The organism is Mycobacterium sp. 1164985.4 (assembly GCF_001668575.1).
In the GTDB taxonomy this organism is placed as follows: domain Bacteria; phylum Actinomycetota; class Actinomycetes; order Mycobacteriales; family Mycobacteriaceae; genus Mycobacterium.
The window spans coordinates 47,433-65,176 of the sequence record NZ_LZMD01000116.1 but is presented as its reverse complement, the minus strand read 5'-3'; the positions used below and the strand labels follow the sequence as shown (position 1 = coordinate 65,176).

Annotated in this window: 19 protein-coding genes and 1 pseudogene; 7 read left to right on the top strand and 13 right to left on the bottom strand. The window is 66.5% G+C overall.

Annotated features, from left to right (window positions below; genetic code table 11):
• A partial coding sequence (locus A5650_RS26620; RefSeq protein ID WP_502687110.1) for an aldehyde dehydrogenase family protein occupies positions 1 to 137 on the bottom strand: 137 nt, incomplete at its 3' end.
• Between the two features lie 43 nt (positions 138 to 180).
• Between A5650_RS26620 and A5650_RS26050 the strand changes: the two are divergent.
• Positions 181 to 642: pseudogene (locus A5650_RS26050) on the top strand (aldehyde dehydrogenase family protein); the annotation flags it as partial.
• Here the strand turns inward: A5650_RS26050 and A5650_RS26045 are convergent.
• Positions 639 to 2,474 carry an acyl-CoA dehydrogenase gene (locus A5650_RS26045; protein ID WP_067299090.1) on the bottom strand — a complete coding sequence of 612 codons (1,836 nt, stop codon included), beginning with the start codon at positions 2,472 to 2,474 and terminating at the stop codon, positions 639 to 641. The pseudogene A5650_RS26050 and the gene A5650_RS26045 overlap by 4 nt on opposite strands.
• 259 nt (positions 2,475 to 2,733) lie before the next feature.
• Here A5650_RS26045 and A5650_RS27575 point away from each other — a divergent pair, with 259 nt between their 5' ends.
• Positions 2,734 to 2,865, top strand: a complete 132-nt coding sequence (locus A5650_RS27575; RefSeq protein WP_286150407.1) for a hypothetical protein — start codon at positions 2,734 to 2,736, stop codon at positions 2,863 to 2,865.
• Positions 2,866 to 2,939: 74 nt separating this feature from the next.
• Entirely contained in the window at positions 2,940 to 3,512 is a 573-nt protein-coding gene (locus A5650_RS26040; RefSeq protein ID WP_067299099.1) for a TetR/AcrR family transcriptional regulator, read from the top strand.
• Here A5650_RS26040 and A5650_RS26035 read toward each other — a convergent pair.
• The 6 genes from A5650_RS26035 to A5650_RS26010 form a co-directional block, all read right to left on the bottom strand.
• Complete coding sequence (locus A5650_RS26035) at positions 3,509 to 4,030, bottom strand: dihydrofolate reductase family protein (RefSeq protein ID WP_067299088.1); 522 nt, start codon at positions 4,028 to 4,030, stop codon at positions 3,509 to 3,511. The two genes, A5650_RS26040 and A5650_RS26035, sit on opposite strands and share 4 nt — an antisense overlap.
• Before the next feature lie 74 nt (positions 4,031 to 4,104).
• On the bottom strand, positions 4,105 to 4,950 hold the full coding sequence (locus A5650_RS26030; RefSeq protein WP_067299086.1) for an arylamine N-acetyltransferase family protein: 846 nt from the start codon (positions 4,948 to 4,950) through the stop codon (positions 4,105 to 4,107).
• 54 nt (positions 4,951 to 5,004) lie between these two features.
• On the bottom strand, positions 5,005 to 5,340 hold the full coding sequence (locus tag A5650_RS26025) for a DUF8129 domain-containing protein (RefSeq protein WP_067299084.1): 336 nt from the start codon (positions 5,338 to 5,340) through the stop codon (positions 5,005 to 5,007).
• Positions 5,341 to 5,351: 11 nt separating this feature from the next.
• Positions 5,352 to 5,558 carry a hypothetical protein gene (locus A5650_RS26020; RefSeq protein WP_067299082.1) on the bottom strand — a complete coding sequence of 69 codons (207 nt, stop codon included), beginning with the start codon at positions 5,556 to 5,558 and terminating at the stop codon, positions 5,352 to 5,354.
• A gap of 50 nt (positions 5,559 to 5,608) precedes the next feature.
• Positions 5,609 to 6,391: a crotonase/enoyl-CoA hydratase family protein gene (locus A5650_RS26015; protein ID WP_067299080.1), complete on the bottom strand. Its 783-nt coding sequence runs from the start codon at positions 6,389 to 6,391 to the stop codon at positions 5,609 to 5,611.
• Positions 6,392 to 6,451: 60 nt separating this feature from the next.
• On the bottom strand, positions 6,452 to 7,654 hold the full coding sequence (locus tag A5650_RS26010; protein WP_067299078.1) for a serine/threonine-protein kinase: 1,203 nt from the start codon (positions 7,652 to 7,654) through the stop codon (positions 6,452 to 6,454).
• A 110-nt stretch (positions 7,655 to 7,764) separates the two neighbouring features.
• Here A5650_RS26010 and A5650_RS26005 point away from each other — a divergent pair, with 110 nt between their 5' ends.
• From A5650_RS26005 to A5650_RS25995, 3 genes are all read left to right on the top strand, one after another.
• Positions 7,765 to 8,574, top strand: coding sequence for a lysophospholipid acyltransferase family protein (locus A5650_RS26005; protein ID WP_067299076.1), 810 nt, complete (start codon positions 7,765 to 7,767; stop codon positions 8,572 to 8,574).
• A gap of 42 nt (positions 8,575 to 8,616) precedes the next feature.
• A complete protein-coding gene (locus tag A5650_RS26000; protein WP_067299074.1) occupies positions 8,617 to 9,897 on the top strand; it encodes an alpha/beta hydrolase in 1,281 nt (426 codons plus the stop codon).
• A 109-nt stretch (positions 9,898 to 10,006) separates the two neighbouring features.
• Complete coding sequence (locus tag A5650_RS25995; protein WP_197501992.1) at positions 10,007 to 11,446, top strand: adenylate/guanylate cyclase domain-containing protein; 1,440 nt, start codon at positions 10,007 to 10,009, stop codon at positions 11,444 to 11,446.
• Here the strand turns inward: A5650_RS25995 and A5650_RS25990 are convergent.
• Positions 11,433 to 12,851 (bottom strand): WS/DGAT/MGAT family O-acyltransferase, encoded by a 1,419-nt coding sequence (locus A5650_RS25990; protein ID WP_067299070.1) that lies wholly within the window; start codon positions 12,849 to 12,851, stop codon positions 11,433 to 11,435. The two genes, A5650_RS25995 and A5650_RS25990, sit on opposite strands and share 14 nt — an antisense overlap.
• A 27-nt stretch (positions 12,852 to 12,878) precedes the next feature.
• Complete coding sequence (locus A5650_RS25985; protein WP_067299068.1) at positions 12,879 to 14,102, bottom strand: alpha/beta hydrolase; 1,224 nt, start codon at positions 14,100 to 14,102, stop codon at positions 12,879 to 12,881.
• 150 nt (positions 14,103 to 14,252) lie between these two features.
• Here A5650_RS25985 and A5650_RS25980 point away from each other — a divergent pair, with 150 nt between their 5' ends.
• Positions 14,253 to 16,421: an acyl-CoA dehydrogenase family protein gene (locus A5650_RS25980; protein WP_067299097.1), complete on the top strand. Its 2,169-nt coding sequence runs from the start codon at positions 14,253 to 14,255 to the stop codon at positions 16,419 to 16,421.
• Here the strand turns inward: A5650_RS25980 and A5650_RS25975 are convergent, their stop codons facing one another.
• From A5650_RS25975 to A5650_RS25965, 3 genes are read right to left on the bottom strand one after another with little or no spacing between them, the layout of a single operon-like run.
• Entirely contained in the window at positions 16,422 to 16,856 is a 435-nt protein-coding gene (locus A5650_RS25975; RefSeq protein WP_067299065.1) for a hypothetical protein, read from the bottom strand. It lies immediately after the preceding gene.
• Positions 16,853 to 17,494, bottom strand: coding sequence for a helix-turn-helix transcriptional regulator (locus A5650_RS25970; RefSeq protein WP_067299063.1), 642 nt, complete (start codon positions 17,492 to 17,494; stop codon positions 16,853 to 16,855). The genes A5650_RS25975 and A5650_RS25970 overlap by 4 nt, the downstream gene beginning before the upstream one ends.
• 3 nt (positions 17,495 to 17,497) lie before the next feature.
• A complete protein-coding gene (locus A5650_RS25965; protein ID WP_067299060.1) occupies positions 17,498 to 17,689 on the bottom strand; it encodes a ferredoxin in 192 nt (63 codons plus the stop codon).
• Positions 17,690 to 17,744 lie beyond the last annotated feature (55 nt).

The following is a 17,744-nucleotide window of genomic DNA, read 5'->3' as shown; positions in this document are numbered from 1 at the left end:
AGGTGGTCGCCGCCGGTGACGTTCCGCGCACCCTCCTCGACGCCCTTCTTGATGTAGGACTCGACGCGGTCGCGCTGCTTCTCCGAGATCAGCGGGCCGATCGCGGCGTTCGGGTCGTCCGGCAGGCCGACGGGCATCGCGCCGACGAAGTTGGCGACCTTCTCCACGACCTCCTCGTAGCGCGACCGCGTCGAGTCCTACATCAAGAAGGGCGTCGAGGAGGGTGCGCGGATCGTCACCGGCGGCGGCCGACCCGAGGGATTGGACAACGGCTGGTTCGTGCAGCCGACCGTGTTCGCCGATGTCGACAACTCGATGACGATCGCCCAAGAGGAGATCTTCGGACCCGTGCTGGCGGTCATCCCCTACGAGGACGAAGAGGACGCGATCCGCATCGCCAACGACTCGGTCTACGGCCTGGCCGGTTCGGTGTGGACCACCGACAACAAGAAGGCGCTCGAGGTCGCGTCGCAGATCCGGACCGGTACCTACGCGGTCAACATGTACGCGTTCGATCCCGGCGCCCCGTTCGGCGGGTACAAGAACTCCGGCATCGGCCGCGAGAACGGCCCCGAGGGCATCGAGGCCTACGTCGAGCACAAGAGCGTGCTGCTGCCGTTCGGCTACACCCCCGAGGACTAGAAAGCGGCTTCGGGGACGTCCATGACTTCGAGGCCCACGGTCTCGATGATGCCGCGCTGAGCGGTCAACAGCGGCAGCATGTGCTTGGCGAAGAAATTCGCCGCCGCGATTTTGCCTGTGTAGAACGCGCAGTCGCTGTCGGAGACGTCGCCGTCGAGTGCCGCGAGCGCAATCTCGGCCTGGTGCAACAACAACCAGCCGATGACCAAATCGCCGACGGCAAGCAGGAACGGGACCGACCCCAGCCCGATGCGGTAGAGCTCGCGCGGATACTCCTGTGCCGACACCAGATACCCGGTCAACGACGCGACCATGGACTGCACATCCTGCAACGCGGTGGCCAGCAGGGCCCGAGCATCCGCGAGTTCCGGACGCGCGGTCTCACTGCCGACGAATCCTTGGATATGGCCGGCCAGATGCCCCAGCGCTGCGCCTTGGTCGCGGGCGATCTTGCGGAAGAAGAAGTCCTGCGCCTGAATCGCGGTGGTGCCCTCGTAGAGCGAGTCGATCTTGGCGTCGCGGATGTACTGCTCGATCGGATAGTCCTGCAGGAAGCCCGAACCACCGAACGTCTGCAGCGATTCGGTCAGGCACTGGTAGGCCCGCTCCGAACCCACGCCTTTGACGATTGGCAGTAGTAAATCGTTGACGCGGCCGGCCATCTCGGCGTCGGCGCCGGACACAAGCTGCGCCACGGCGGGGTCCTGGTGCGCGGCGGTGTAAAGGTAGAGCGCCCGCAACCCTTCGGCGTAGGACTTCTGCGTCAGCAGCGCGCGACGCACATCCGGATGGTGAAGGATCGTCACCCGCGGCGCGGTCTTGTCGGTCATCTGCGTCATGTCCGCGCCCTGCACCCGCGTCTTGGCGTAGTCAAGCGCATTGAGATAGCCGGTCGACAACGTGGCAATCGCCTTTGTGCCCACCATCATTCGCGCGTACTCGATGACCTTGAACATCTGGGCGATACCGTCATGTGAGTCGTTCACCAGCCATCCGACGGCGGGCACACCGTGTTGACCGAAGGTCAGCTCACACGTCGCCGACACCCTGAGCCCCATCTTGTGCTCGAGATTGGTCACGAAGACGCCGTTGCGTTCGCCGAGCTCGCCGGTTTCGAGGTCGAAGTGGTACTTCGGGACGACAAAAAGGCTCAGTCCTTTGGTCCCCGGTCCTGCCCCCTCAGGCCGGGCGAGCACCAGATGGACGATGTTCTCGAACAGATCGCCGGTATCGCCGTTGGAGATGAACCGCTTCACCCCGTCGAGATGCCATGTGCCGTCGGGCTGCTGCACCGCCTTGGTGCGCCCGGCGCCGACGTCCGAACCGGCGTCGGGTTCGGTCAGCACCATCGTCGCGCACCAATTGTGCTCCACCATCAACGCGGCCAACTGTCGCTGTTGTTCGTTGCCGATCGCGTAGAGGATGTCCGCCATAGTCGAACCGACCTGGTAGATGAAGGCGGCCGGCTGGGCACCCAAGACGAACTCGCTGATAGCGCACTCGACGATCGCGGGGGCGGGGACACCACCGATCTCCTCTGACTTTCCGACGCGGAACCACTCACCCTGATGCCAGGCCCGGAACGACTTCTTGAACGGCTCGGGCAGGGTCACCTCATGAGTGGCCGGATCGAAGGTGGGCGGGTGGCGATCGGATTCGGCGAACGACTCTGCGAGCGGACCCTCGGCCTGCCGAGCCGCCTCCTCGAGCATCTGCCGCACCGAATCGCCGTCGAGGTCACCGAACTCACCGGTCGCCAGGGCCTTGTCCAGGCACAGCACCTCGAACAGGTTGAACTCGAGATCCCGCACGTTGCTTCTGTAATGGCCCATGACGAGCGCCTTTCATTCTCGCGTCGAGCCGTAGCGTAGCCGTCCGACCGACCCGCGATCTGCAGTTCAGGTCAGGTGCGTGCCGGTCGCGCATATTATGCTGCATACCATACTCCGCCGATTACCCCAGGCTTTCGAACTCCCGGAGTCACGTGCTTCCACCTGCGCCGATCGGTAATAACACTGTGATGTGGAATACATTCGTTGCTTCCCTGTGTTGTGCGTTTTATGCTCTTCGTCATAACCAGGGAGGCACCCCATGTGGGTCATTGAAGTCAACATCGCCGGATACCGGTTCACCCATCGGGTGCACGACCGGCGTCGGCCGGTCTTTCGCTTCAGCCCACTCAACTGGCGTCCGGCGCAAGTGCCTCGCACGCCCGCAGCCTGACCACTCCATTGGAGGTTGATCTGTCTTCCGCCGCCACCAAGACCGCAACCAAGCGCGGATCGACTCGCACCAAGATGCTGATCGCCGCGGCCGAGGTCATGCGGGAGCGCGGTGCGGCAGGTGTCACGATCGACGAGGTGCTGACCCGCAGCGGCGCGCCGCGCGGGTCGGTCTACTACCACTTTCCCGACGGCCGCAATCAGATCCTGCGCGAAGCGCTCCGGTTCGCGGGTGAGGCGATCACCAAGGAGATCGACGAGGCGGCCGCCAAGGGCGGCATGCACCTGGTCCGCAGCTTCGTGGCGTTCTGGGAAGAACTGCTCGTCGAAAGCGGATTCGCCGCGGGTTGTCCCGTGGTCGCCGCGGCAATCGGGTCGGCCGACGACGAGCCCCAACTGACGACCGTGGCAGGCAGCATCTTCGGCCATTGGCGTGACGCGCTGACGCGGGCATTCGTCTCCGACGGTTTCGACGAGTCCGACGCCGCCTCCCTCGCCATCACCTGCATCGCGGCGCTGGAGGGCGCCGTGGTGCTATGCCGCTCGACGCGCTCCGTCGACCCGCTGCGTGATGTGGCTCAACAGGTCGAATTCCTCATCAGGTCACGGGATTTCATCCGCCGCAACGGCGTGCCCGACCGCAACTAGGCCGAGCGCCAGCGGGCGCATACGAAGTCCCCGTTGACCGCCGATTCGACCAGCGTCCATTCCGAACGGACCGGCAGCACCGGCGAACCCGCGCCCAGCGAGCACGGGGCGTAGCTGACGATCATCTCGTCGATCAACCCCGCCGACACGAATTGTCGTGCGACGTCGCCTCCCCCGACCACCCACACGTCCTTGCCCGCCGCGGCGGACACCATCGTCGGGTGCAGATCGACGACGTCGCCGGCGAACGTCTGCACGTCGTGCCCTTGCTCGATGATGTGCGGGCGACGCGTCATCACCCAGGACGGCTGCACGTACATCCACTCGCCCGGGTGGTTGCGCACGATCCATTCGTAGGTCGCCGAACCCATCACCACGGCACCGATCGTCGCGATGAAACCGTCGTAGCCGAAGGGGCCGCCCTGGTCGATGTCGCGAGTCGTCAGCCAGTCCAAACTGTTGTTCTCATCGACGATGTACCCGTCGAGGCTGGATGCCGTGTAGTAGACCGTCGCCAAATCAGTTGCTCCTCATCCATTTTGCGGGTTTGCCCCGGTGCTTCGACGCCGCGGTGGGCCTCACCCCAATGTATTCAGCTGTCCAAAACCTCGTTGACACGGGCCTCGATGTCGCGGTGGTCGCCGAGGTCGGCCAGATCGATGCCGAACCGGTCGGTGAGTTCGGTGAGGACCGCGGCGGCGCTCTCGAAGCGGATCCGTTCGGTGCCTCCGCCGCTGTGGATGGCCAGATTGCGACCGCGCAGATTCCACCGAGCGTCGTCGGTGACCAGCGCAACCGTCAGCCCGGTCACGAAACCCGACTCGGGAAATGTTGAGACATACCAACTTCCGACCTGAAGGTCGATCTGCGGGCGCGGTCGGGAGTCGAACATGTACAGCGGCTGCCACTCCCCGCGGATCTCGGCCTCCAGCAGATAGCCGTCGTCGTGCTCGCGCAGTCGGTAGGGCTCGTGGCGGGTCGTCTGCACGGGACCGCTTTCGAGCCGGATCGGCGACGACAGCGTCTGGCCGCCGAACCCGACGTCGACCAGCCACGGTCCGTCTTCGCCCGGGATGCGCACCGACAGCACCTGATGGGTCTGCGCGGGCAGGGCATCCGACTGGTTCATCCACACGACCCGGCCGGCAAGGCGCGCGACGTCGTAGCCAAGTGCCTCGAGCACGTAACCCATCAGACCGTTGTGCTCATAGCAGTATCCGCCGCGGCGACGACGAACGAGCTTGCGGGCGAGGGCCCCTGCGCTGAGATCGACGACCGGGATGCCCAACAAGGGGTCGAGGTTCTCGAACGGGATCGACCGGTTGTGCGCGGCCACCAGCCCGCGAAGTGTGGACAGCGTCGGTTCGTTCGAACCGGTGTATCCGATCCGGTTCAGATAGGCCGTTACATCCAGATCGGCCCGCACATCCGTCGTCATGCCTCACATCTTGCGACCTGAATGGCCGTTGAGGTCAACGATTCGCGGTGCGGCTTACGGCTTGCCGCGCGCAGGCGTCTGGTTCGCGACACCGTGTCGCAGCGGGGTGTTGGCCTGCGCGGCCGTCGACTCCTGCACGGGCGATCCGCCCGCCGCGCCACTGACCTCGGGTGCGTTGGTCGGGTCACCGGACGACGGCTCCGCGCCATGCGTCAATTCCTTGAGTCGCGCATGGAGCACCTCGAGCACCGGGATCCGGTTGCCGTGCGCGGTCTCGTGGTCGAACACTGCGCGCAGTTGAGGTTCGTCGAGCGCACGGATGCGGTGACGCAGCTCGGTGAGCGGCAGCTGGTCGTAGTCGGTGATCGGCAGGTCGTCGCTCTGCGCCATGCGCTGTCTCCTTAGAGGTGAGGTAGGCCGTCCGTCGGCGACGGGACCGCTGTCCCCGGCCCGTCGGCGCGCCCGCGGTACCGGACGACCACCGCGGCGACCGCGCCGATGCCTGCGAGTGCCAATGTCGGCCACACCGCAACCTGCAACAACCACAATCGCCGCTGCACCTTGAAGATGCGCTTCTGCGCGCGCCGCGCTCGGGACAACGTTTCCACGCCTTACGGTTGCCCAGGGCGGCGGCGACAAAACCCTCTGGGGAAACCCCTTAGGTTCCCGTCCACTTCGGCGCCCGCTTCTCGGCGAACGCGATCGCGCCTTCTTTGGCGTCGTTGGACATGAAGACGGGACTGAAGATCTCGAACTGCTTCTTCCACATCTCCTGGGAGTTCCAGTCCCGGGATTCGACGATGATCCGCTTGGTCGCCGCGACGGCGAGCGGACCGTTGGCGGTGATCTTCTCGGCGAACGCGATCGCGGCCTCCAGCGCCTGTCCCGGTTCGGCGAGGACGTTGACCATCCCGAGGTCGTGGGCGCGCGCAGCGGTCAGGCTCTCGCCGGTCAGGGCGAGCTCCATCGCGAGCCCGTACGGGATTCGCTGCGGCAACCGCAACAGCCCGCCGCCACCGGCGACCAGTCCGCGCTTGACCTCGGGGATGCCGAACGCGGATTCCTTCGAGGCGACGATCAGGTCGGTGGCCAGCGCCAGCTCGCACCCGCCCGCGAGGCAGTAACCCTCCACGGCGGCGATGAGCGGCTTGGCGGGTGGGCGTTCGGTGAAGCCCAGGCCGCGGCCCTTGATGGCCACGTTCTCGCCGCGCGCGAACGCCTTGAGGTCCATGCCCGCGCTGAACGAGCCGCCGGCCCCGGTCAGGATGCCCACCGACAGGCCGGCGTCACCGTCGAGGCGGTCCATCGCGTCGGCAAGGCCTCGGCTGACGTCGGCGTTCACCGCGTTTTTGGCCTGCGGCCGGTTGATGGTGATGATCAGGATGCGGTCGCGCTGTTCGACCAGTACGACTGGTTCAGTGTTGTCACTCACGCGGCTGATCGTAACGGCCCGCCGACGGCTTCATGCGGGCCGCAGCGATGCCGCCGGACCCCGCCGCACTCAGGGGCCTTTCTTCCCGTTCCCGTGGCCGTTGCCCTTCTTGGGCGGCTTGGGCGGTTTCGGCGGATTGGGCTGCTCGACGATCGGTGCCGCGCTCGGCGGTGGCGGTGCGACAGTGGTCGGCGGGGGTGGCGGCGGTTGTGCCGGCGTACTCGTGCTGACCTGCTGCGGCGGTGGTGTGCTCGACGACGAGTCGAGCGCCAGCGCGAGGCCGGCGACGACGACCGCGACGAACCCCGCCGCCGCCAGCAGCAGCTTGCGCTCGCGGCTCATCGGGCGACGCCGCGGCGCCGGAGCGACGAAGTAGTTGGCGGACGGTGCAAGGGGTTCGGCGAGGACCCTTGTCGCGGGTCGTCGTGACGCTGCGGGTGCCGGTCCCATCAGCAGCGCGGAGGGGGCGCCGCTCAGCGCGGCCAGCATGTGGTCGGCGCTGCCGAAACGCTGGGTCACATCGCGGGCCATGGCCCGATCGATCGTCGCGGCCAATGCGGGGTCGACGTCCGGCCGGGTCGCGCTGATCGGAGGCGGCGGTGCGTCGAGGATGGCGTGCAGCAGCGCCGCGGGGTTCTCCTGGGGAAACGGTCCACGACCCGTCAGCGCCTCGTAACCCATCACGCCGACCGCGTAGAGATCATCGGCCACTGACGCCGGCGCCCCGGCGACCCGCTCCGGGCTCATGTAGGCCATCGTGCCGACGATCTGGCCCGTGGCGGTGAGTGCCGAGCCGGCGGTCTTGGCGATGCCGAAGTCGGCGACCTTCATCGCGCCGCTGTTGGGGGCGATGAGCACGTTTCCCGGCTTGATGTCGCGATGGACGATCCCGGCCGCATGCGCGCAGGACAGCGCGCCGAGCACGTCTTGCAGCATCGAGCGGACGCGCTGCGGCGGCATCGGCCCAGCCTCGATGTCGTCCTGAAGTGTCCGTCCAGGCAGGCGTTCCATGACGATGAACGGGCTGCCGTTGTGCTCGCCGGAGTCGTGCACCGCGACGATATTCGGGTGGTTCAGGGCCGCGGCGGAGCGGGCTTCTTCCTCGAATCGCCGACGCATGTCGGCGTCGGCGTTGAACGCGGGATACATCAGCTTGATCGCCACCGGGCGATGCAGTCGAGTGTCCCAGCCGTCGCGGACCTCGGCCATCCCGCCGCGACCGAGTACACCTCGCAATTCGTAGCGGTCCGCAAGTAGGTCGCGGCCGTCCATGCGGATAAGGTAGCCGCACCCGCAAGGGGGCAAACGCCCCGCCGTTTGTCCTGCACAGTGCCGCTCGGCTAAACTAGAACACGTTTCAGTTTTCGATCAGAGGGGGTCCGGTGGCCACCGCCGACACCGAGGCGTCGCAGCTCACCAAGTGGGACCCGGGGCTGACCGAACGCTTCTTCGCCATCACACGCCCATTCCTCAAGCGGTACTTCCGGTCCGAGGTGCGGGGCCTGGAGAACATCCCCGCGGGCGGTGCCCTGGTGGTGTCAAATCACTCCGGGGGCATGCTGCCCATGGACGTGCCGATCCTGGCGGCAGACTTCTACGAGCACCACGGGTACGACCGGCCGATCTACACGCTCAGCCACGACATGCTTATGGTCGGACCGACCGGCGAGTTCTTTCGCAAGATCGGCTACATCAGCGCCAACCACGAGAACGCCGATCGCGCGCTGCGCTCCGGCGGCCTGGTGATCGTCTTCCCGGGCGGCGACTACGACGTCTACCGGCCCACGTTCGCGGAGAACGTCATCGACTTCGGCGGGCGCACCGGCTACGTCAAGGCCGCGCTCAACGCCGGCGTGCCGATCGTGCCGACGGTCGGCATCGGCGGCCAGGAAACGCAGATCTTCCTGTCGCGCGGCACCTGGCTGGCCAAACGCCTCGGCCCGATCGCGCGCATGACCAGGGCGAAGATCATGCCGATCTCTTTTGGCTTCCCGTTCGGCCTGTCGCTGGTGGTGCCGCCCAACATTCCGCTGCCCTCCAAGATCGTCATGCAGGTGCTGCCGCCGATCGACATCGTCGCCGAGTTCGGCGAGGACCCCGACGTCGACGAGGTCGACGCACACGTGCGTCAGGTGATGCAGCGCGCGCTCGATGAACTCGCCACCGAACGACGCCTGCCGATCCTGGGCTGAGAGTGGTTTCGGAGACACATCCGCGGGCTATGACGGACCTCGATGAGTAAACGCCGTTTCCCGCTGCTGCGCGCAGTGGCCGAACTCGCCAACGCCGCCAACGGTGTGCAGCCGCTCGCCCGCGAGGGTTACATAACGCTGCCCGTCTTCGCGTTCGGATGGCCGACCACCGAGGCGGCGCCGTTGTATCTGGGCGGTTCGGTGCTCGACGCCATCCGGCGGGGCCTGCGGGGTGACTTCCGCGGAGCGCGGGGCCGGATCGCGTTGGCGCTCACGGCGTTCGCGTGGGCGTTGCTCGGCCTGATCATGTACCGCAACGTCACATCGAAGCGGTTCTTCGAGGATCCGCTACGCGAGGCGCTCGGCGACGACTACGAGCGGGTGGCGTCGATGTCCCAGCCCGCGCGACGCCGGCGGATGGTCGACATCGGCATCCCTCCCAACGAGTTGATGCGGCGCCGCTACGTCGAGCGGGCGAACACCGTCCAGTACGGGCCGCACCGTCGGGTGAATCGCGCCGACATCTGGCGGCGCGCCGACCTGCCGCGCGACGGTAAGGCGCCGGTGCTGTTGCAGGTGCCGGGCGGGGCGTGGGCGATCGGTATGCGCCGACCGCAGGCTTACCCCCTGCTCAGCTACATGGCGGAGCGGGGCTGGGTATGCGTGTCGATCGACTACCGGGTCAGCCCCCGAAACACCTGGCCTGCGCACATCATCGACGTGAAACGCGCGCTGGCGTGGATCAAGGAGAACATCGCCGACTACGGCGGCGACCCCGACTTCGTCGCGATCACAGGCGGCTCGGCCGGTGGACACCTGTCCTCGCTGGCCGCGCTGACGCCGGACGATCCGCAGTGGCAGCCGGGTTTCGAGGACGTCGACACCTCGGTGGCGGCGGCGGTGCCGATCTACGGCCGTTACGACTGGGTCTCGGCGCGAGGCTCGGGCCGCAAGGAGTTCATCGCCTTTCTGCAGAAGTTCGTGGTGAAGAAGCGCATCACGGAACACAGGCAGACGTACGTCGACGCGTCGTCGATCATGCGTGTGCGTTCCGACGCCCCACCGTTTTTCGTGCTTCACGGTCAGGACGACTCGATCATCCCGGTACAGGAGGGCCGCGACTTCGTCGAGGCCCTGCGCGAGGTGTCGACCTCAACGGTCGCGTATGCCGAGATCCCGCATGCCCAGCACGCATTCGACTTCTACGGGTCGCCGCGCGCGCACTACACCGCGCAGGCGGTCGAGCGGTTCCTGTCGTGGGTTCACGCCCAGCGCCAGGCGTCGAGTGATGAGACAACCGAAGCCAAGGCGGCAGAGGCGTAGCGCAACTCGTCACTCGCGCTGTAGCCCGAGCGTACGATCGGCCCATGGAAGGGCAGGTCTGAGCAGGTCTCGATTGCTTGCGCAAACGCATTACGCTCGTTGCGGCGAGTTGAGTATCGCCTATCAGGTGATCGGCGAGGGATCACAGGATCTCATCATCATTCCGGGCTTCGCGTGGCACATCGAACATCTATGGATCGACCCCGGTTACCACCGCCTGATGCGGGGTCTCAGTGATTTCGCCCGCGTCGTCGCCTATGACAAGCGCGGAACCGGTATGTCCGATCCCGTTTCCTCTGCACCGTCGCTCGACGAGCGTATGGACGACGTGATCGCCGTCCTCGACGCCGTCGGCTCGGAGCGTGCGACCATCGTCGGCGTATCAGAGGGCGGTCCCATCGGCGCGATTTTCGCCGCAAGTCACCCGGAACGCGTCGAGAGGCTGATCATCTACGGCGCCTTTGTCTGTCGGCCCGATCGCGCTGACGCCCCCGGCTCCGCACGATCCGTCGATCGGTGGAAAAACGCCGAAACCCTTGCCGATCACTGGGGCGAGGGCCGGCTCGTCGAACTGTTCGCACCAAGCGTGGACACCCCCACAATGCGACGGGCCGCGGGTCTGCTTGAACGAGTTTCGATGAGTCCGGCGATGGCGCGGGCGAATACGGCAGCCAACTGGAATATCGATATCCGGCCCGTCCTTTCGTCGATCCGCGTGCCGACGCTGGTTCTCCACCGCCGAGAGGACTCCGTGCCAATTGAGCACGGCCACTACTACGTCGAGAACATCGACGGCGCCCGAATGGTCGAACTCGACGGTGAGGATCACTGGCCGTTCGTTGGCGACATCGATGCCATCGTCGGTGAGATCGAAGAGTTCGTCACCGGTGCGCGTGCTTCGCACGAGTCCGACACCTTGCTTGCCACTGTGCTGTTCACCGACATCGTCGGCTCGACCGAACGTGCGGCTGAACTCGGCGACAGTCGTTGGCGCGCACTCTTACTCGAGCACGATGAGCTGGTCCGCAGACAAGTAGCGGCCCACGACGGCCATGAGATCAAGCACTTGGGTGATGGCTTTCTGTGCGTATTCGACCGGCCCACTCGGGCCGTACGATGTGCCACGAGGATCATCGCCGATGCCGCAGAATTCGGTGTCCACATTCGTGCCGGACTGCACACGGGGGAATGCGAGCGGCGCGGCGCCGATATCACGGGCCTCACAGTTCACATCGGCGCTCGAATCGGTGCACTTGCTGGATCCGGTGAGGTGCTTGTCTCCGGCACGGTCCGTGATCTGGTACTCGGCTCTGGGATCAAGTTCGACGAGCGCGGGCAGCACAGCCTAAAGGGTGTACCTGGGAATTGGCATCTATTCGCTGTCGCAGACGTCGCGACGGCATCACCGATTTGGGACAACCTCGCGACGCCATCAAAGGCTGATCGTGCGTTCCTCGCGGCCGGGCGGCGCGCTCCGCTGCTCAGCCATGCACTCGCCCGCGTCGCGCAAGCGAGCGCTCGTCGCAGACGCCGCCCTACTGCGCCATAGCCGACTCAACCACTGTCAAGTCGGTGGAAAGCCCTGCGGCCCGGCGAATCTCGATGAAGGCGTCGATCATCGCGTCGGTCAGTTCGTGCGGGTCGTCGAGCGTGGCGCCGTCGGAGAGCACCGAGATGTTGAGCTGGTCGACGTAGCTCCACACCGTGATGTTCAAGCCGCTGCCGGTGGTGAGCGGGCCGACGGAGTAGATCTCGGTGACCAGCGCGCCGCCGACCCGACCCGGTTGTCGGGGCCCAGGCACGTTGGAGATCGGCAGGTTCAAAACCTTGTTCTGGCCGTCCTTTTCGGCCAGCCAATGGAACAGCCGCTCGGCGGGCCGCGGCGGGAAATACGCCGACCACCGGCTCACGAGTTCGGGCCCCATCAGGTGGTGGGTCTCCTTGGCCTCGACCGCGGCCTCGTGCACCGCCCGCACCCGCTCCACCGGATCGTCGAGCTGGATGGGGACGGTCATCATGACGCCGGTGAAATAGTTACCCGATATCCGTTCGGGGGAGAAATCGAAACTCACTGGGACGGAGGCCAACAGCGGATGGTCAGCACGTCCGTCGTACTTCAGGGATAACTCACGCAGCGCTCCCGCCGAGATTGCCAGCACCATGTCGTTGATCGTGACGCCCAGGTGCTTGGCCGTCTCCTTGATGTCTGCGAGTGCCAGGGTGGCGGTAGCGAACTTGCGTTGCGCATCGACACGGTGGTTCATGAACGACGGCGGCGGCGTGAACGGCCGGGTGAGTTCCGGCGAGAGCTTCCTCGCGCTCTTGCGCACCCGCTGGATGCCTTGTGCGGTGTAGCGCATGACGCCCGGAAGGCGACCGATCTGGCGCATGTGGTCGGCGAACGCGGTCCGCACCAACTCCGACCTACCGGGCGGCGGATCGGTTGCGTACGAATCGCGTTCGGCTTGCGGACCCTGCTGCAGGTCCATCCCGCGGGCCAGCAGATTCGCCGACGCAACCCCGTCGGCGAGTGCATGGTGGATCTTGCCGAGCACCGCGATCCGTCCGTTGGCCAACCCCTCGATGAAGTACATCTCCCACAGCGGCCTGCGCCGGTCCAGCGGTGTGCTGGCGATCTGGCCGACCGCTTCGTCGAGTTGTCGGCGCCCGCCCGGGCTGTCCACCCGCCAGGGCCGCACGTGATACTCGAGGTCGACCTCGCAGTTCTCCCGCCACATAGGGTGGTGGAACTTGAACGGGATGTCGACGAGTTCGTAGCGGAACGGATCGAGTTTGTAGAGACGCCCGTGGATGACCTGACGGAACTCGTCGATACCGAAGACGCGGTCACCCAGTTCGGATAGGTCGATCACCGCCAACTTCAGCGTGTGCATGTGCACCGTCGGCGTTTCGGTGTACAGCAGGATCGCGTCCCAGCCGCTGAGCCTCTTCACGTCGCCACCCCCTCCCTTCGGAGGTGCCTATATAACCTCTTTGGCCCCGACCAGCGTCCGATTTCGATGAATCTGGTTCAGGAACAATCCGATTGCCGTGGCGGCCGATCCGGTTCGGGCGCCATCGGTCATGTCGAAGGCATGCCCGGCACCGGGCAGTTCTATGTAGCTCACCGCCGACCGCGACACCGCGCGCAACCGCTCCACGAACGCGCGGGCCTGCGCCACCGGGATGACGCTGTCACCGGAGCCATGCACCACCAGGAAGGGCGGCGCGTCGGGACGCACCTGGGCGATCGGCGACGCCTTGCGGTACACGTCGGGCCGCTCGGCCAGCTTGCGGCCCACGACCACACGCTCGAGGAAGTCGACGAAGCGCACCCGCTCGACGGTCGACCGGTCTTCCCAGTCGTAGCGGCCATAGATGCCGACCACCGCGTCCACCGACGTGTCCGAACCGTCCGGCAGCTCGGACTGCAACTCCGGGTCGTTGGCGGTCAGCCCGGCGAGTGACGACAGGTGGCCGCCGGCCGACGCCCCCGCGATCGCCACGAAGTCCCGATCGCCGCCGAACTTGTCGACGTTGGCCCTGGCCCACGCGATCGCGGTCTTCACGTCGTGGATATGAGCGGGCCAGCGGTGGTGCGGCGCCACGCGGTAGTCGATGGACAGGCACACCCAGCCCTTCTCGGCGAGGTGTGACATCAACGCGTAACCCTGCAGAAGCCGGCTGCCGTGTACCCACGCACCGCCGGGGACGAAGATGAGAACCGGGGCGGGCTCGGCTGGCAACTCCCTGGGCCGCCACACGTCGAGCAGCTGCGAGGGCCGGGGCCCGTATCGCACGGAGGTGCGGTAGACGTTCCGTCGGTGCTCGCGCAACTTCCACAGCGGCGGCATCGACTCCGGCTCGGGCCACTCGATCGCGAGCTCCTTGGCGTTGACCACACCGCGCAGCGCGGCCTCGGTGACGGCGTTGGTGCTGTCGCGTTCGACCTGCCTTAGCTCGACATCGCCCGGGCTAAGCCACGATTTCACCGTCGCGCCCAGGAAGTCGGGCAGATGGCGGAAACCCCACACCCCGACCGCGGTCGCAGTGCCCAACGGCTCAAGGTGCTTTCCGATGACAGGCAGCGAAGCCGCCGCCACGCTCGTCGCCAGCATGTAGTCCGAAGGACCGGCGTTCAGCAACCATCGCGAACGTGTCCAGAAGGTCGGGCCTGGGTACCGGGCATCCGGTCGCACCGTCATTGCGCGACTGTACCGCGGCCGCCCATACGCGTTGGAGAACTTGTCGAAGTGTCTACCGAGCACATTTCGGGATGCCCGGCACCTATACCGTGACCTGCACGGATGGTCTAGCGTGACTTGCCGACCGTCAACATCGAAGAGGACGTTTACGTGAGTAAGTCAGCGCTTGCCATCACCGAAGAACACACCGACCTCGCCGATGCCGCATTCGGCCAGCTCAAACGGGTGAACAGCCGGGCCGCGGCCCGATCGACACTGGAGGGAGGGTCGTCGCATCCCGCCGAGATCTGGTCCGCGGCGGCCGACCTCGGGTGGACCGGGCTGGCCGTCGCCGAGGAGCATGGTGGTTCCGGATTCGGGCTCGCGGAGTTGGCCGTGGTGCTCGAGGCCCAGGGCCACGAGTTGTGCCCCGGCCCATTCCTGCCTACGGTCGCCGCGGCAGTGGTCATCGATCGGTGTGCATCCGATTCGCTTCGCGCAGAACTGATTGCGGGTCTGGCTGACGGCAGCACGGTCGGCGCACTCGCGGTGTCGGGCAGCGCGACAATCGGATCCGACCTCACCGTCACCGGTGAGAGTCCGGCGGTGCTCGGGGCGCCGGATGCCAATCTTCTGGTCGTGATCGCCGGTGACGACGCCGTCGTAGTCGATTCCACGGCCGAGGGTGTCACGATCACCCCGCTGGAAGCCATGGACACCTCGCGCAGCCTCGGCTCGGTCGCGCTGAGCGATGTGACTGTCCCCGAGGATCGGGTGCTACGCGGGGCAGGTCGTAAGGCGCACACGGTGTTTCGCATCCTCGCGTCGGCCGAGGCCGTCGGCGTCAGCTGGGCGAGCATGGAGATGGCCGTCGAATACGCCAAGGTACGTGAACAATTCGGCCGCACGATCGGAACATTCCAGGCGGTCAAGCATCATGCGGCCAACATGCTCGTCAACGCCGAGGTCACGACGGCTGCGACATGGGACGCCGCCCGCGCCGACGATCTGGACAGCGCGGCGTTCGCTGCCGCCGTGGCCGCATCTCATGCGATCCGCACCCAGATCTTCAACGCTCAGACCAACATTCAATTGCACGGCGGCATCGGTTTCACCTGGGAACACGACTCTCACCTGTACCTGAGGCGGGCCCGCACATTGGCGGCGTTGCTGTCCGAGGCCGGTGATCCGCTGCTCGACGTCGTGGACGCGCAGCGCAGCGGTCAGGCACATGGCGCCTCGTTCACGCTGCCATCCGAGGCCGAGCAGTTCCGCGAGCAGGCCCGCGAGGCCGTCGCGAAGCTGCGCTCCCTGCCCGCCGAGCAGCAGCGTGACTTTCTGGTCGACTCCGGCTACCTGGTGCCGCACTGGCCCAAACCGTGGGGCCGTGCCGCGGAGGTGCTCGAGCAGTTGGTCATCGAGGAGGAGTTCGCCGGTGTCGAGCGGCCCGACCTGGGCATCACCGGCTGGGTGACGCTGACCATCGCCCAGGCGGGCACCGATGACCAGCGCGAGCGCTGGGTCGAGCCGGTGCTGCGCGGTGAGGTGATGTGGTGTCAGCTGTTCTCCGAACCCGGCGCGGGTTCGGACGCGGCAGCGGTGCGCACGTCGGCCAAGAAGGTCGACGGCGGCTGGAAGGTGACCGGCCAGAAGGTGTGGACCAGCCTTGCGCACCAGTGCCAGTGGGGTCTTGCCACCGTGCGCACCGATCCCGACGCCCCCAAGCACGCCGGTGTGACGATGATGGCCATCGACATGAAAGCCCCTGGCGTGACGGTGAATCCGCTGCGGGGGCTGACCGGCCATGCCCACTTCAACGAGGTGTTCTTCGACGACGTCTTCGTTCCCGACACCGATGTCGTCGGTGATGTGAACAAGGGCTGGCTGGTGGCCCGCGCGACGCTGGGCAACGAGCGCATCTCGATCGGCGGTGGATCCGGCGGCACAACCGGCTTCACCGCGGCCGATCTCGTCAAGCTGCTCGACAACGCACCGGCCGAGACCAGGGCGACGTACCTGCGTCGGGCCGGCGAGGTCATCGCCGAGACGCACACCCTGCGGCTGCTGAACCTGCGGCGAGTGACCCGCGCCATCGCGGGGTCGGAGCCCGGGCCGGAGGGTAACGTCACCAAGCTGCTGGTGGCCGAATCGGGTCAGCGGATGACCGAACTGGCCATGGAGCTCGCCGGCTCGGCGGCCGTGGTCGGGCAGACTCCAACGCTGACGCTGGCGTATCTCGGCAACCGGGCGATGACGATCGCGGGTGGAACGTCGGAGATCACCCGCAACACGATCGCCGAGCGCATCCTCGGGCTACCGCGCGACCCGCTTCTGAAATAGTCAGACCAGCAGGGCGATTCCGCCGACGATCAGCCCGATCACCTTGACGAGCTCGAGGGCGACGTAAACGTAGTGCACGCGCGACCGGCCCGCAGGCGCCTGTCCCGGCGGTGTGGCCAGCACGACGTCCGAACGCCGGTTCAGGGCTGGCCGGACCGCGATCAGCTGTGCGGCCAATGTCACGACGGCGACGCCGCCCGCGATGACGGCGAGCCACGACGGACGCTCGATCGCCAAGCCCACGACGAGGACCACCGCGAATGCGACCTCGATGCTGTTGAGCGCGCGGAAGACCAACCGGCCGATGCCGAGGCCCACCTGCAGGGACACCCCCGGAGCACGGAACTTCAGCGGGGCCTCGACGAAGGAGATGGCCAGCACCATACCCAGCCAAACGAAGATGACCGCGATTGAAATCGCCTGTGCGACAGTCATCGAACCCGCCTCCCCGGCGTCAGATGTGCGATGCAGAGCCCGGGTTCTGCGAACGGGGTCAACGCATCGACGGTGATCGAAGCGCCCCAGCTCGAGAGCGCGCCCTGCATGAGACCGAGGTGCACGGGGCAGATGATGTCCCGCCTTTCCTGCGCCAACTCCAGGAACGGGCAGTTGCGCAGTCCGATCTCGGTTCCGGCGGAACGCTTTTCGGGGGCGAAGTTCATCACGGCGAGTAAGTCGGTCAGGCGGTCGACGGCCTGCCCCCGGTCGCGGATGACCTCGGCGTCGACTTCAGCCTGTGCCCATGCCCGGCCCGCGGCCACCGCCCGCCTCTGTGGGTCGCGCTGGCGTGCGAGGGCGTCGGCGAGAACGCCTGCCAGAGTGCGGTAGTCACGGGGGCCCTCGGGGTCCATGCCCGCCGATGCCCGGAACGTCAAGGGTGGCCTGCCCGGTTTCGTGCTGCTGGTTTTGACCGTTTCCACTCGGCCGCGCTTGGCCAGCGCTTCCAGATGAAAGCGCACGGTGTTGGGATGCACCGACAGCTGTTCGGCCAACTCATTGATGGTCATGGGCCTGCCGGCGGTGCGCAGCGCGGTCAAGACGTCATCGCGCCGGCCACTCGTCACCGTTGTCATGACTCAGTCGACCCGGGACAGTGCCGCGCGGGGGCACTCCGCGATCGCCTTCTCCGCATGCGCCTCCAGTTCCGCCGGAACCGGGTCAACGGTCACGACGGCGTAGTCGTCATCGTCGAGCTCGAACACCTCCGGTGCGTACTTCACGCACAGTGCGTTCCCTTCGCACCGGTCACGGTCCACCATGACGTGCATGACGCCTCCTCTCCTCGACACGGGCGCCCTTGAGTTTATACAGACTGGCTTGTAT